This is a genomic window from Ewingella sp. C233, from assembly GCF_055407225.1.
Genome location: NZ_JBUZRI010000001.1, coordinates 1,031,952 through 1,047,580 on the forward strand (window position 1 = coordinate 1,031,952; position 15,629 = coordinate 1,047,580).

General features: G+C 47.9%; 14 protein-coding genes. 11 read left to right on the forward strand and 3 right to left on the reverse strand.

What is annotated here, in order from left to right; translation table 11 throughout:
• Positions 1-46: 46 nt before the first annotated feature.
• The 10 genes from ACZRKO_RS04750 (at position 47) to ACZRKO_RS04795 (ending at position 11,937) form a co-directional block, all read left to right on the forward strand.
• The gene (locus ACZRKO_RS04750; RefSeq protein ID WP_463736077.1) at positions 47-2,731 is read left to right on the forward strand and encodes a fimbrial biogenesis usher protein; all 2,685 of its coding nucleotides are present in this window, start codon (positions 47-49) and stop codon (positions 2,729-2,731) included.
• Between the two features lie 2 nt (positions 2,732-2,733).
• Positions 2,734-3,810: a fimbrial protein gene (locus ACZRKO_RS04755; RefSeq protein WP_463736078.1), complete on the forward strand. Its 1,077-nt coding sequence runs from the start codon at positions 2,734-2,736 to the stop codon at positions 3,808-3,810.
• Positions 3,811-3,891: 81 nt separating this feature from the next.
• Positions 3,892-4,374 carry a fimbrial protein gene (locus ACZRKO_RS04760; RefSeq protein ID WP_463737470.1) on the forward strand — a complete coding sequence of 161 codons (483 nt, stop codon included), beginning with the start codon at positions 3,892-3,894 and terminating at the stop codon, positions 4,372-4,374.
• A 9-nt stretch (positions 4,375-4,383) separates the two neighbouring features.
• Positions 4,384-4,911: a fimbrial protein gene (locus ACZRKO_RS04765; RefSeq protein ID WP_463736079.1), complete on the forward strand. Its 528-nt coding sequence runs from the start codon at positions 4,384-4,386 to the stop codon at positions 4,909-4,911.
• A 40-nt stretch (positions 4,912-4,951) separates the two neighbouring features.
• Positions 4,952-5,677 carry a fimbria/pilus periplasmic chaperone gene (locus ACZRKO_RS04770; protein ID WP_463736080.1) on the forward strand — a complete coding sequence of 242 codons (726 nt, stop codon included), beginning with the start codon at positions 4,952-4,954 and terminating at the stop codon, positions 5,675-5,677.
• A 125-nt stretch (positions 5,678-5,802) separates the two neighbouring features.
• A complete protein-coding gene (locus tag ACZRKO_RS04775) occupies positions 5,803-6,684 on the forward strand; it encodes a DsbA family protein (RefSeq protein WP_463736081.1) in 882 nt (293 codons plus the stop codon).
• A 483-nt stretch (positions 6,685-7,167) separates the two neighbouring features.
• Positions 7,168-7,692: a fimbrial protein gene (locus tag ACZRKO_RS04780; protein ID WP_463736082.1), complete on the forward strand. Its 525-nt coding sequence runs from the start codon at positions 7,168-7,170 to the stop codon at positions 7,690-7,692.
• 65 nt (positions 7,693-7,757) lie between these two features.
• The gene (locus tag ACZRKO_RS04785; RefSeq protein WP_463736083.1) at positions 7,758-10,196 is read left to right on the forward strand and encodes a fimbria/pilus outer membrane usher protein; all 2,439 of its coding nucleotides are present in this window, start codon (positions 7,758-7,760) and stop codon (positions 10,194-10,196) included.
• A gap of 20 nt (positions 10,197-10,216) precedes the next feature.
• Positions 10,217-10,948, forward strand: a complete 732-nt coding sequence (locus ACZRKO_RS04790) for a fimbrial biogenesis chaperone (protein WP_463736084.1) — start codon at positions 10,217-10,219, stop codon at positions 10,946-10,948.
• The gene (locus ACZRKO_RS04795; protein WP_463736085.1) at positions 10,945-11,937 is read left to right on the forward strand and encodes a fimbrial protein; all 993 of its coding nucleotides are present in this window, start codon (positions 10,945-10,947) and stop codon (positions 11,935-11,937) included. The genes ACZRKO_RS04790 and ACZRKO_RS04795 overlap by 4 nt, the downstream gene beginning before the upstream one ends.
• Before the next feature lie 778 nt (positions 11,938-12,715).
• Here ACZRKO_RS04795 and ACZRKO_RS04800 read toward each other — a convergent pair.
• A complete protein-coding gene (locus tag ACZRKO_RS04800; protein ID WP_463736086.1) occupies positions 12,716-13,462 on the reverse strand; it encodes a helix-turn-helix transcriptional regulator in 747 nt (248 codons plus the stop codon).
• 232 nt (positions 13,463-13,694) lie between these two features.
• Between ACZRKO_RS04800 and ACZRKO_RS04805 the strand changes: the two genes are divergently transcribed.
• Positions 13,695-14,606 (forward strand): LysR family transcriptional regulator, encoded by a 912-nt coding sequence (locus tag ACZRKO_RS04805; protein ID WP_463736087.1) that lies wholly within the window; start codon positions 13,695-13,697, stop codon positions 14,604-14,606.
• A 42-nt stretch (positions 14,607-14,648) separates the two neighbouring features.
• Here the strand turns inward: ACZRKO_RS04805 and ACZRKO_RS04810 are convergent, their stop codons facing one another.
• Both ACZRKO_RS04810 and ACZRKO_RS04815 read right to left on the reverse strand, forming a co-directional pair.
• Positions 14,649-15,245, reverse strand: coding sequence for an ATP-dependent Clp protease proteolytic subunit (locus ACZRKO_RS04810; protein ID WP_463736088.1), 597 nt, complete (start codon positions 15,243-15,245; stop codon positions 14,649-14,651).
• 44 nt (positions 15,246-15,289) lie between these two features.
• Positions 15,290-15,625, reverse strand: coding sequence for an SRPBCC family protein (locus tag ACZRKO_RS04815; protein ID WP_463737471.1), 336 nt, complete (start codon positions 15,623-15,625; stop codon positions 15,290-15,292).
• Positions 15,626-15,629: the final 4 nt, after the last annotated feature.

The following is a 15,629-nucleotide window of genomic DNA, read 5'->3' on the forward strand; positions in this document are numbered from 1 at the left end:
GAATTATTAGCAAGGTAGAGAAGGCATGAAGTGTGAAACGCAACAAATGAAACGTCCAACTATCCGTAACACGCTGACACCATTGACGCTGGTCTTGCTAAGTATTCTGGCCAACCAGAAGACATGGGCAGACACCTATTATAATCCAGCATTTCTCTCAAACGATACGGCCGGGGTGGCGGATCTTTCGCGGTTTGAAGGTAATGGTCAGGCCCCAGGCAGCTATCGGGTCGATATTTATCTGAACGGTACTTTTGTGGCTACCCGCGATGTAACCTTTAAGACGGCGAATGTGGCGCCGGTTGATGCTTTAAAGAATACAACCGGCATACCACAGACCACTTCTGCAGCTCAACCGGGACCGACGAAGGCGGCAAATCCGGCAACCAATCAGGACGATACAGGGTTGACTGCCTGTTTAACGCCAAAATCGCTTGATGCGATGGGCGTTAATCTTCAACCGTTCCCTGCGCTGGCCAAGGTTGCTCCAAACAGTTGCGTGAATATTGCCACGGCTATTCCGGCTGCCGCCGCGGTGTTTGACTTTGAACAACAGCGTCTGGATATCAGTATTCCTCAGGCAGCTATGCGTAATAACGCGCGCGGGTATATTCCTCCGGACCAGTGGGATGAAGGAATTAATGCGTTATCTCTCAATTATAATTTTACTGGTTCCAACAGCAGCGATCATAGTGAAGCTGGAACAGCAGATAATAACTACTTTCTTGGCCTGAATAGTGGTCTGAATGTGGGGGCGTGGCGTCTGCGGGATTATTCCACCTGGAACTATGACAGTAATAATGAAAATGATAAGAGCGATATTCAACATATTAGTACCTATGCTGAGCGAGCTATTATTCCACTGAAAGGTGAGTTGACGATGGGTGATAGCTATACGCCATCGGACGTGTTCGATTCTTTAAGCTTTCGAGGCATACAGCTGGCCTCTGATGACAATATGATGCCGGACAGCATGAAGGGTTTTGCGCCGACCATCCGTGGCATTGCGAAAAGCAATGCCCAAGTGACCATTAAGCAGAATGGTTACACCATCTACCAGAGTTATGTTCAACCCGGTGCTTTTGAAATCAACGACCTGTTCCCGACCTCTTCCAGTGGGGATTTGACGGTGGAGGTTAAAGAGTCTGACGGTACGACAAGCAGCTATACCGTTCCCTACTCGGCGGTACCCATTCTGCAGCGTGAGGGGCGAGTGAAGTACGCTTTCACAGGGGCTAAATATCGCAGTAACGGTGGCTCGCAGGATGATGTTGATTTTGGGCAGGGAACGCTGATTTGGGGGCTGCCTCATGGTTTCACCGTCTATGGAGGTACTCAGTTCTCTGATGATTACACCGCGGGTGCGTTGGGCGCAGGGCTGAACATGGGCGACCTTGGTGCTCTTTCGATGGACATCACTCAGGCCGATAGCACCCTGGCGGATGACAGTACCCATGAGGGGCAGTCCGTGCGTTTTCTCTATGCAAAAGCCCTGAACGATGTGGGGACCAATTTTCAATTGCTGGGTTACCGATATTCCACTTCCGGGTTCTATACCTTGGATGAAACCACCTATAAGCATATGGACGGTTATACGGTAGATACTCAGGACGGCAAGGATGATGAAAAACCAGACTGGAGCGATTATTACAACCTGTATTACACCAAACGAGGTAAAGCACAGCTCAATATCTCACAGCAACTGGGTGATGAGGGATCGATATATCTGACCGGGAGCGAGCAGACTTACTGGCACACGGATGAAAAAAGCACCTTACTACAGCTTGGCTACAGCGGTACCGCCGCCGGTGTTTCTTACAATGTGAGCTACAACTACAATAAGTCGCCCGGTGAACCGGAAGGCGACCAAATTTATGCCTTTAGCATCTCCCTGCCATTGGGGCAGTGGATGCATCCCGGCGGAGACGTGACGCAGCAAAACCATAATACTTATGCGACGTATAACGCCAGTACCGACAAGCACGGCAATACGACTCAGAACACAGGCGTAAACGGTACATTGTTGGATGATAACAACCTGAATTACAGCGTGCAGCAGGGTTATCAGAACCATGACGGCGGTGGCGCCAGCGGTAACAGCAGCATGGAGTATGACGGGGGTTACGGTAATGCCAACGTCGGTTACAACTACAGCGACAACGGTGATTATCAGCAGGTTAACTATGGCCTGAGTGGGGGCATTGTAGCTCACCGTAATGGCATCACCTTCGGACAACCACTGGGCGACACGAATGTGCTAATCGCCGCGCCAGGTGCTGATGACGTGAATGTGGAAGATGAGCCGGGTGTACATACTGACTGGAAGGGTTACGCCGTGGTGCCGTATGCCACAACTTACCGTCTGAATCGCGTAGCGCTTGACACTAATACACTGAACGATGAGACCGATATTGATGATGCCGTGGTGAATGTCGTTCCGACCCAGGGAGCGATTGTGCGTGCCAGCTTCAAAGCCCGTGTTGGTAAGCGCGCCCTGGTCACGCTAACGCATAACGGCAAGTCGGTGCCATTCGGGGCTACCGTCAGCCGCAGCGACAGCGGTGGAGATACCATTGTCGGAGATAGTGGCGAAGCTTACCTGTCAGGTCTGGCAACAACCGGTACCCTGAAAGTGCAATGGGGCTCAGGTCCGAATCAACAGTGCCAGGCGAATTATCAGATACCGGACAGCAAGCAGCCGCTGGTTCGTCAAAAAGTGGAGTGTAAATAGACATGAAATTAATAAAAAATATGATTTTACTCTTTGGAATATTGATAGCGGGGTGGAGTCAGGCAAGTTTTGCAACAGGAGCCGGTAACTGTGACCCCAATGGCGGAACCATAAATTCAGAATATAACTGGGGGGTTTATAATATTACCGATCCAGACTCCAATGTGGCAGGATATATTACCCCATCCCACCAAGTGAGCTCAGGTGTACAGTCGCAAACATTCTATTGCGCTTGTAGTGGTGGCCCGTATGATAATTTATGGATGTTTGGTGATACAACACTCACAAAATATAACACCAGTGGCGGGGTTACTTACTATAACATTCCGAATAACGAGTATTTGGCCGTGGGGTTAACTATTTGGTCTCAATTGGAAAATACTTGGCTTTCTTTGCCTTTTGGTCCAATTAGTAATGACACTGGCACAGATAAAACCCAATACTATTGCAATGCTAATAACACCTTATATATTGGTGGCTCACATTCAGGATCGAGAGCGCAAATATCCTTTGAGGTTGTTAAGCCTTTTATCGGTGGTACTTACATTATAAACGCAGTTGTTGGGTCATTATACTGGACCATTGGCAATGGTTCTCAAACTAACCATGGCAGTATCGCGGGAAATAATTATGTTGTTAATGGAACCATCACTGTCCCACAAAATTGTGTCATTAATGCTGGGACAGTAGTCAGTGTCGATTTTGGTAATTTGTACAGCGGTGATTTTAAAGTGGTAGGACAAAAACCTGATGATACTCCGATCAAAACGTTCAACGTGCCAATTAAGTGCACGAACATTTCCGCACCGGCTAACCTGACTCTGCGCGTTCAGGCAACGACAGATACGCACTACCAGCAGGCTATTGCTTCCGATAATCCGGATGTTGGCGTGGTGGTGACTAATGACCAGGGAACCATTCTTAATCCCAATAACACGTCGAGTGTGGTGCCGTTTCAGACTGATTCCTCCGGTAACGCGAATGTCACCCTAAAAGCTTACCCTGTCAGCACGACAGGCAAAACACCCAAGGAAGGAATATTCACTGCATTAGCCTATCTGCGTGTGGATTTTGCATAAGGAACCATAGCAATGACGAAAATAACTCTGAGTTCCTTGCTGGCAATAATAATACTCACACTTTCTGCCGGGCAGACGGCCATGGCGGACGGGCCTGATTATAATCTGAAGTTTACGGGGACTATTACCTCTATAACTTGTGATATAGATACCTCAAGTGCTGAGCAAACCATCCATATGGGACAATTTTCAACAGGGCAATTCCGGGCTGTAGGCAGCGTTTCAAAGTTTAAGGCGTTTAATATTAACCTGAAAAACTGCACGCCTGATATTACCGGATCAAAAGTTTGGTTTACAGGGATTCAGGATGATGATAATCCTAATTTATTAAAATTAACAGATACAGGGATGGGCATTAAGAACACTTTGGCAACAGGGGTCGGGGTGGAAATACTGGATAGTAAGCAGTCGCCAATTGCCATTAACAATAATGACTCAACTGTGTTTGCGCTAAAGGCAGGAACAAATAGTTTGCTATTTTATCTGCACTACAAATCAACGCAGCCTAAGGTTACAGCAGGGAATGCCACCGCAGTTATGTATTTTGATCTTCAGTACCAGTAAGGAGTGAAAATGAAAAAAATCACAACTATGGTTTGTGCCAGCGCTATTTTTTGCGGGCTTGCTTTTGGTGTGCAGGCTCACGAGGGTACTGTGTATGTTACCGGCGTAATTAACGATAACACTTGTGTTGTCTCACCTGATTCAATCTATTTCACATTAGAGATGGGAAATATAGCCAGTAAGCAGTTTTATCGGGCTGGAGACGGCACGCGGTATGAACCTTTTACTATTAATCTGGAAGACTGTGGGGGGGAAGCCAGTGGTGTCACGGTAAGCTTTCATGGGAGAGCAGATAGCTTGAATCAAGATTTACTGGCGCTGAATGGTGGAGACGGGTATGCCACCGGCATGGGGATCGGTATTTATAATGCTGATAAAAGTATGATACCTCTGGGTAAAGAAAGCGAACAGACCGTTCTGAGCCCTGACCAGATTGCCGTCAAACTCAATTTCTATGCTCGCTATATTGCTGATGGAGCAAAAGTGACTACGGGGACGGCAAATGCTTCCGCCGTCTTTATGTTAACTTATGCGTAACAATATATTCTCAGATTTACTTAAGTATCGTGGCATGAGAATGCTGGCCGCTCTGTGCTGTTTGGGAGTATTGATCTCGGTCTGCCCCCAGGCTCAAGCCGGTGTGGTCATTGGCGGTACTCGTTTTATCTACGGCGAGGCAAGCCCAGGAATTCAAGTGTTTGTTCGCAATCAGTCAAAAGCATCGTATTTGCTGAACACGAAAATATTGCCTGGGGGGGCATGGGCCGGGGTGAACAACCACCGAAAAGAGGTGCCTTTTGTTGCTACACCGCCTCTGTTTTCTTTGGGGGCTGGACGAGAGAGCAGTATCCGAATCATTCGGGTTGCTGGCGATTTACCGTCGAACCAGGAAAGTCTGTTCACCCTGAGCATTGCTTCCATTCCTTCCGGGAAGGAAGGGTCAGATACAGTGCAACTGGCAGTACGCTCAGGCCTGAAGCTATTTTACCGTCCGAAGGGATTGAGTGGTGATCCGCAAAATGCTTACACGCAGCTGAAATGGTCACGTGCTGGTAATCAGGTTGTTGTGGAAAATCCGACTCCTTATTACGTCACATTATTCCAACTGAACGGCAATGGTCAGGCGTTTAACGACGCTGGTATGGTCGCGCCGTTTGCGCATCGGACCGCGCCATGGTGCGGTAAGGCAACGGCCTGCCAACTACAGTGGCAAAGCATCAATGATTACGGGCGGGTCATGCCGCCTGTGTCACTGACCCTTAACGGAAATACCGCTGTCAGCGTCGCCGTTCAGGCAAAGTAAAAATAGACTTTTAACAATACTGCCCCTGTATCGTGCAGGGAATAAAACATTATTTTACAGGCAAAAATCTGTGCGGGTTATCAGCCGCAGGCTTTCTGCTATCCAAAAACAGAGTGAGAAATATTATGTCATTACCTCTTTCCTTTAAATCAACCCGCAGCCGTGTGAGTTTATCGCTGTTGTTAATACTGACTGGCGCGACATGCGCTGTTCAGGCGGCTGAAACTGGCCCCAGCAGTGCTTTTACTGCCGCTCAGCAGGAGCAAATCGGCAAGGTTTCTGAAGATTATTTAGCCGCTCACCCCGAGAAAATGGGGGAAGTCATGGCGACGTATCTGGCTGACCACCCCGAGTTTCTGGTGGCGGCTGGCGAAAGCTTGCGTCAGCAACAGCAATTGGCTCAGCAACAGGCGATGGTGCAAATGGCGATACAACATCAGGCCGAATTACAGGATAAAAACAGCCCGTCAGTCGGGCCTGCGGACGCCAAAGCGACCGTCGTGATGTTCTTTGATTACCAGTGCTCGTATTGCAGCAAAATGGCACCGGTAGTTGAAGCGCTGGTCAAGGCTAACCCAGACGTGCGTTTTGTGTTTAAAGAGTTGCCGATTTTCTCCACTCGCTGGCCGGTGTCGGCACTGGCCGCCCGCGTTGGGGAACAAGTGTGGTTCAGTAAAGGCGGTGCAGCCTATCTGGCCTACCACAATGGTCTTTACGCGACGGGGAAAGTGGAAGGGCAACTGACCGAACAGGATGTGCAGGCCGCCGCGAAGGAGTGGCTGAACGACAAAGCTTTCAACGCGCTGAAGCAGGCACCCAAGAACGGTGCGGTCTATGATGCCCTGCAGGCAAATATGGCGCTGGCGCAACAGATGAATATCACCGGAACGCCGGTATTTGTTGTGTTGCCGCAGGCGAAAACACCGGATACTCACCGGGTTTCAGTGGTGCCTGGCGGGACTTCGCAGGAGATGATCCAAATGGCAGTACAGAAGGCGCACGGGTAGTTCATCGCACTCTTATATAGGCAGTCAGGCGCTATTTGAATAACCCCTGGCTGCTCTCGATTTTTCTAAACGTTAAGTGCGAGGTCGGTAAATGATTTCTGGTACCAGAATAAACATTTATTGGTTAACGTGCTAACTTCACTGCTATAACTCAATGTTTTAAAATCTCAATGGTATTAATAATGAGAAAAGTCTATTGCAATCGAGATTAATCTCATGGAGTATGGGTCTCAGTAATTGAGAATTATTCCACATAATCTTTATCCTATGTTGAAATGCCTCGGATTAATCCGAGCAATCTCCGCAATATCCTATATATCTTCATTAAGACCCTCATCATAATACGCCCCATGAACTTACCAGCAATTAATTGGGTAATTCATTACCAGACAAGTGAGTGTTATTATCATTTGTCCCGCAGCGAAATAACCAAGTGAAAGAAATATCACTTAATATCAAAATTTATTTATCAAGGAAATGATAATGAAAAAATTACTTTTGACAGCAATGATGGCAGCCACTTTTTCTGTAGCAGTTCAGGCAGCACCTCCGGCAGCAGGGACTCCAGGTACCGTTCGTTTCCAGGGTGAAATCGTTTCTGGCGCATGTGGTATTGATTCTAATTCACTGGATCAGGTTGTTAATCTGGGTCAGGTTCCTTCTCATCTGTTCGTCAAAAAGGGCGACCGCTCAACGACGGTTCCTTTTGAAATTGTACTGACTGATTGCGACACCACCACTTATAAAAATGCGACCGTAACCTTTACTGGTGCGAACAGCGTTGATAACTCGGATATCTTGGGTATTACTGGTGCTGCGACTAACGTAGGCATCCGTATTCAGGCGGGTACCAATGAGTTCCTGAAACTGGGTACAGCGTCAAGCCCAATGCTGCTGAGTAATGGTGATAACCATCTGCAATTTGGTGCTATGTACGAAGCAACAGCCGCTGGCGTAACCGCCGGTGACGCGGATGCTAACGCACAGTTCACCGTTGCTTATCTGTAATAGTTTCTAAATTGATAGATAAAAGGGGAGAAGGCTCTCCCCTTTTTTTTTGCAGGGTCGCAAAAATGAATAACAATAATTATTATAAATGCCTTCTGTTTTTGTTTTTTTTCATTTCTCCTGCTGAATCAACTGAGTTTAATACCGATTTTCTGAAAATTGGGGATAATGCGTCCGCCGATTTATCTCAATTCTCTCATGCTGAAAATATTGTACCGGGAAGTTATATTGTCGATATCATCGTCAATAAAAATTACCTGTTGCAGAAAGAGATCAAATTCTTTCCTGGAAAGAATAAAGAATCCGCCGTTCCTTGTATTACGCGGGAAGTGATCGAGATGTTTGGTCTGAAAGATGACTATTTAAAAAAACTCGATCGCACAGCTGTGTGTCTTACGCCAGATCAGTTGCCTGATATTGCCATTCTTTTCAAGAAAAGCAGCAGCCAGCTCGTTATTACTGTCCCACAAATACTCTTACAATATAAAGACAGTAATTATGCGCCGCCATCGCAATGGGATGATGGTATTCCCGGTCTGTTAATGGACTATCGCGCCGTGGTGAACAGCCGCCAAAACCAAAATCAGGACCGGGTCAACTCCCTTTCCGCCTTTGGTACCGTGGGAACCAACGCCGGGCCATGGCGTCTGCGCAGTAATTATCAATACAACCAGTACAGCGGTGCCAGCGCTGAGAGCGCGAACAGCTTTGATTTAAACAGCACGCATTTATACCGTGCGCTGCCTTCAATACGATCGCAGCTGACGCTGGGGCAGACCTACCTCAGCTCCAATATCTTCGATACGTTGAGTTATACCGGCATGAGCATGTCCTCTGACGATCGCATGTTACCGCCTAGCTTACGGGGCTATGCGCCGCTGATCACTGGCATTGCCAAGACCAACTCAAAAGTGACCGTCAGTCAGTCGGGCAGAACGATTTATATGACGACGGTGCCAACCGGTCCGTTCAGCATTCAGGATATGAACAGCTCCGTGCAAGGCACGCTGGATGTCAAAATCGAGGGCGAAGACGGCTCGGTCACGCAGTACAGTATGAACACGGCCTCGGTTCCGTTCCTGACCCGTCAGGGACAGTTGCGCTACAACCTGTCAGCCGGCAAGCCCAGCCTGTCGCAGAACCATGTTCAGGACCCGATGTTTGCCATGAGTGAAATCTCTTATGGGCTGAGCAGTACCTGGTCTTTATATGGTGGTGCTATCGGTGCCAATGACTATACTTCAACAGCAGTGGGTGTCGGTAAAGACATGAATCTGCTGGGGGCCGTGTCAGCCGATGTGACGCAGTCCCGCGCCATCATCGATGACGACCAGCAAATTGGCCAGTCCTGGCGCCTGAACTACTCCAAGCGCATTGACTCGCTGGATACCGATTTACGTTTCTTTGGTTATCGTTTTTCTGACAGCAAATTTATCTCTCTGTCCGATTTCTCGAGCATGACCAACGACCAGTGGCAGTATGCGAATAAACAGCGCTATACCGTCTCTATTGCTAAGCAGGTGAGCAGTGTTTCCACCTACTTATCGTATTCACATGACTCTTACTGGAACTCAAAATCGACTCAGCGCCTGGATCTCAATGCCACGACATTATTCAACTTCGTCAATTTTAAGAATGTGTCGCTCAATACGTCCCTTTCCTACAGTGAAAATCCTGCTGAAGGGAGTAACACGCGCGAAGTGATTGGCTACATCGGATTTAGTGTCCCGCTCGAAAATAACCAGCGCGTTAACTACAACCTGCAGACCGGGCGCGGGCGCTTTGACCAGACAGTGTCGTGGCGTCAGAACCGCGGGCGTGATGATTACTACCAGTTAACCGGCGGCGGCCAGTCTAACCAGCCAATGATGAGCGGGATTTATCAGAAGTCGTTGCCGCAGGCGCAGTACGGCCTTAACGGTTCTTACGTCTCAGACAGCTATAACGCCATCTCTGCGACCCTCAGTGGGTCCATGGTGGCGACACCAAAAGGCAGTGCCTTGCACGCGAACGGCAGCGGAGGGAATACCCGTCTGCTGGTGGACACGCAGGGCGTCAAAGATGTCTGGTTCAATAATCAGAAAACCGTAACCAACCGCTATGGCTATGGTGTGATCGACGGTTTGCCTTCCTACGACCTGTATGAGGCAAGACTGGATGTCACTCGGCTGCCCAAAAATGCCGAAACCGAACTTCCCATCAAGCGCGTGGTACTGACCGATGGCGCCATTGGCTACTTGCCATTTGAGATGAACAAAGGCGGCAAACTGCTGGCGACGCTCAGGATGGCCAATCAGAGTGCCGTGCCATTTGGGGCCGAGGTGAATGTCGCCAAAAGTGGAAAATATGTCGCTGTGGTGGGTGAAGATGGCCTCACCTGGCTGACAGGTTTACAACCGCAAGAGGCGTTAACTGCCAATTGGGGGGAAAACCACTGCACTCTCACATTGCCAGAAAAACTGCCGGAAGAGTCCGGGAGTCCACAGATTCTTCTTTGTCAGTAAAAATAAATTCAGGAGTTTTCATGCGTAAGTGTAATAAATGGGTGGGTCTGGCGCTGCTGGGTTGCTTGAGTGTCTCGTCAGCACAAGCAGCTCTTATCCTCGACAGAACCCGGCTGATTTACAATGAAGGGACTCAGTCCCTGAGTATTGGCGTGACCAATAAAAGCACGGCGGATCCGTATATTGCTCAGTCCTGGATTGAGGACAGCAACGGTAAGAAGATCACCACGCCGTTTATCGTGCTGCCACCGCTTGAGCGCATCGAGGCCGGCGATAAGACGTTGATCCGCGTGACCTTGCTCCCTGAAGTGGTGCTGCCCAAAGATAAAGAGACCGTGTTTTATCTCAATATTCGTGAAATTCCACCAAAGTCGAATAAAGTTAATGCGTTGCAGATAGCTTTGCACTCCAAGATCAAACTCTTTTATCGCCCGACGGCGGTCATTCCTGCCAGAGGGGACAATGCCGCGGCGCATCTGGTGATCGTGCCACAGGGCAAAAACATGTCGATCACCAACCCGACGCCATTGCATGTGACCGTGGTCGCTCTGACAACGGGCGCGAATAACGCGCCAGTGAAATTCGAACCGGTGATGCTCAGCCCCGGCCAGAGCATCAATGTGCCTTATTCCGGTGAAGGATCTGCCCGCATTGTGGTCTCGCATATGAATGACTACGGTGGCGAGCAGCAAACGGCGTTCGATTGCGCAGCGGGAACATGTAAGGTCAACGATACGAAGAAATCGTCATGAGGCGCCTGCTTCTGTTGTTATTTGCATTGTGTACGATCATGCCAAACAGCAGCTGGGCGATGGCGTGCGTCACAAAAGATGGCTCGGGGGCTGATATGTACGAAAGTATCGGTTCAACGGTAAAGGTACCGACCTACGTGCCCGATGGGACCGTTATCTGGCGCGGCCAGACCCGCAGTATTTCGGCGATGTGTTACCGTGACCTGGCCAACGCCCGTGATGAAATTGAGAATATCTATTTCTATGTGAACCCGCTTGATGTTCAGTCATCAGTATGGGGAATCGACTTCGGAATGCGGGTGAACGGCGTGGATTTATGGCCTCAGGGTGGGGGAGGGAATGCTGCCATTCTGACCGGTGCCACCGTTCCGGCCTGTCCGACCGGGGATATGAGTCTTTGTGCGACCAGCGGGACATTTTATGTCACTTTTCAGCCGGTTATTCGTAAGCGCGGTTTGACGCCTTTCTCGCCGCCTCCTGATCCTGACTATGTGCTGTATCAGCTGGACGGTCAATATGGCCTGAACGTCACGCGTCATAACTTCCAGTATCACATTACTGATCTGAATTTTATTGAGGCGACCACTTGTCTTATCGATGTTACCGTGACGCCTTCACCTGGCGTAGTCGATTTCGGGACGATTCAGTTAACACCGACTGGTTTTAGCCCGGCGACGCCGAGTCAAAACTTCTCCCTAATTCTTGATAAAACGGGGTGCGAGACACCGATCCAAATCAATGGATTCATGTCGTCACCCTATGAGAAAAACGGCCTGATTTTACCCGCTATCGACAGTGGGTTTGGCATCCGGGTGATGAATGTTAATTCAGAGCAACCGGTCCCATTGGAAACGCCGTTCTTCCTGGCCAATTTCTCCGCCACTGATACCAAGATAGAAGTGCCTTTACGGGCTGAACTGGTCTCATTTGGTGAGGTTCAGCCAGGTCCTTTTACCGCCACGGCGACTATCCAGATCCTCTATCTCTGAGGTGTCTTAATGGCCAGTTCAGGAGATGATGTGAACATTTAGCAAAAGCATAGAGGCGCCCACCGTAAGGTTGGCGCCTTTTAACGTTTATCTGCCTCTGCATCTAACGACGTGCTCAGCACATGTCGGAAAGGATGCTGTGTGGTTGGCTGTGGCTTTGTGGGACCGACGCTAATATTTTTTATTATTACGGGCCGATGAAATTCATACGGTATTGCTGATTTCCCAACATACTACACAAAGTAGCGTTGCCCTTTATGTTAGCAGAAGTGAAATTTTACAATGGGAAATAAGAACAGGCTGATTGTTTGTTTTTTTGTGGGTTTTGAATGAGCTTAAATTAATTGCTGTCTTTATGCTCAATGCCGAAAACATGAAACCCTATGATAATTTTCTGCAAGAAATGTCCTATTGCATTAGGAGGTTTATTGTTGTTTTATACGAGCTTTTAAAGCAGCAGTCTCTTATGCTTAAAGTCTGGGATTCGGGTTTGTTAAAGTTTCAGTAAACGTCATGGTAACCCGACCTTATTGTTACAAAATCGGGGGTTATCTATTAAATGATACTAACCTTTATTAATAGTATAACTCTTAATAATATCCTTTACTTACCGCTAATAGTTAAAAAACACTATGAAAACAACCCTGAGCGTTAAAGGGTATTTTAAATGTGAGTTATTCATTTTTAGACAGAATACTTACCTGAAAGAATGCAATAAAGTTCTGGGGAAGCTAATGACTGTTTTTAACAGGCCTGAATGAAGCGACGTAGCGACGTGCTAGGTTGGTGCATATCCGTTGCCGTATTCGTTACCCATCAGAGACTCTCTTTTCAGGCAGTTATAGAGCTCTGAAAGAGTCCTGACGTGAAATTTTGCATAGATATTAGAACGATGTGTATAAACCGTCTTGCTGCTGATGAACAGCTCCCGCGCAATCTGATCGCTATTACTTCCCGACATTATTTTTCGTAAAATGATGTCTTCTCTGGGTGTCAACATTAAATATTGGTAGTGGGAGGATGTCATGGGATTATCGTCATGAAAATTAAATTCCTGCCCTGCGAGCGCTTTAATTTCATGAGTAAATATCTTTTCCATTTCTGGAAGTGAGGCTTTTTTCAACATGACAGCATCGAAAAGTGCAGAGTAAAGTTTAGAGAAACTTTCGTACTCTTTTTCGTTACATACCGCAATGGTTTTAAATGTCGTGCTTACGGTGTTCAGCTTCTCGATAATATTCAGTTTGTCAGGAAAAAACATACTGTCGAAATCGAGGATGATAACGGACTTTGACCTGCTTCGAAGTATGGACAGGATGACGTCACTGATGTTCTCTTTGGCAGTGACGTTGATGGTATGTGGGTCATTCCCACCTGCAATAATAACAGTAGAAATAAACTGCACCAGCGAATAATTAAGTAATTCATTTTGAGAATATACGTAGAAGTTTATCTGATTCCCTGAAGAGCCATACATAGGCACACCATTATAATTGGAGACACAAATTGAACGGTAATTTTCCATAAAAGTCATTATCCGGTTTGTTGCACCAGCAAGTCATTAAGAATACCTTTGTTGTTGTCGGATTTGTCTTATGTCCGAAAGTCGGTAATTGATTTGTGGAGCAAATTAAGTGGTAGGGTTAATTTATTATTTTTTTAATATAATAACCAACGACATGGCGAAAACACGTTTTCTAAAAATAAGAAATCATCTAGTATACTTACAGTTAGAGAATGAAAAGAGGTGGTCATAGGTGAAACAATCCCTGGATTTGAATTTGATCCGTGTTTTATGTGCAGTCATTGAATCAGGTGCAGTAACCCAGGCGGCCCTGCGTCTTGACATGGCAATATCCGTTGTCAGCTATGGGCTGAGCAAGTTGCGCAAGCATTACAATGACCCGATAGTGATCCGAACAGGAAAAGGGGTAGAACCGACGGTCACGGCGCTGGAACTTTACAAAGTCTTTAAGCCCGCGCTGGACATGCTGGACACGACCGATAATCTGAGCAATGACCATGATCTCAATATGCAAAAAAAGACCCTGCGAATTCGCTGTAATTCAATGTTTGAATGGCGTCTGACTTATGAGATTTTGCAGGACAGAGATAATCCTGTTCCACTCCCCTCGTTGGACTTTCTTTATTACGCCGCCAACATTAAAACCCGCCTTGAATTGCTGCGTAAAAGGCAGACTGACATAGATATCGGCTTCGCCTTAGACGATGACAGCTCCATCCTGAAGTATCCTGTCCATATGCACGGTAGCGTTTTACTCTGCCGCAAAGACCATCCGCGCCTGCAAGGCTCTGCTACGATTGATCAACTTAAATTAGAAAAGTTACTCAGTTGGGCTCCGCCTCACGAATCGATAGACCGGGATATGTACTACATAACTTTTGAGGGCTACCAGCTGATGGATCGTCCTTACAAGAGCTCATCAATGATCAACTTATTGCTGAATGTTCAACATTCAGATGCCGTTGTTTTTGCGCCGCGATCGTTCAGTCATTTTTGCTGCACGTTACTTCCATTACGCGCTGTCGAGTGCCCATTTTTATCCGATAACCCCTACAACACGTTTATTCATATTCATAAAACTCAACGGGATTTGCCACAAATTAAGCGGATCATTAACCAGTTAAGGCAATGGTCTGTCACGTGACGGTCTGGCCGTTGAGTTAAACATTCCGCTACTCATAGAAGGCTAAGGCCTGCGGGTCAGAATGCAGTCAATCAGCCGCCACTGCAGAGCTTGCTCCGCAGTCATATAGTTATCGCGGTCGAGTGCACGCTCAGCCTCTTCAATAGTCTGGTCGCAATGCTGTGCATACAACGCGGTGATGCGGTGTTTGGTGTGTTGCATCTCCTGAGCATGGATGAAAATGTCAGAGGCCTGCCCCTGAAATCCTCCGGATGGCTGATGTACCACAATACTGGCGTTGGGCAGTGCCATCCGATGACCAGGTTCGCCAGCCATCAGAAGGAACGAGCCCATCGAACCTGCTGTACCCATGCATAAGGTGTGCACTGGGGCCTGGATAAACCGCATCGTGTCATAAATCGCCAAACCGCTGGTGATAACGCCACCGGGTGAGTTGATGTAGAGGTTGATCGGTTTGCCGGGATTTTCTGCTTCCAGAAATAACAGTTGCGCGCAGATGAGGGTGGACAAGGGATCGTTAACCTCACCGTTGAGGAAAATGATCCGGTCGCGCAGCAGGCGTGAATAGATATCGAAAGAGCGCTCGCCCGTGCTGGATTGCTCGACCACCATCGGGACGAGTTGCATCATTTCGCGCATGGGCGAACTCCTTTATTCAGGGAAGGTTTTTGAGGCTGGTTTTCTCAGGCTGCACACATCAGGCCGGACTGAGTATCATTAGCGGCGACTAACCGGGCATCGTCCAGTCCGTGAACGATAGTGAGCGTGGTACCGCCCAGTACATTAGGCCTGAGCTGAAAAATCACTACGCTTTCAAGAAATGGCGGCTCATCGTCCCGCATGCGGTAGCGGATTTCCTCGCCAGGCAGGAAACAGACCGGGTCACTCCCGACCAGTACCTCTGTAGGCAACCACTGCTTACGTAAGGCGGGCTGGCTGATGGCCCGCCAGACTTTTTCCGGTGGCGCATCAAGCTCATATTTCAGCACAAGGGGCTGAATTGGCATCCGGGTTTTCATGTTA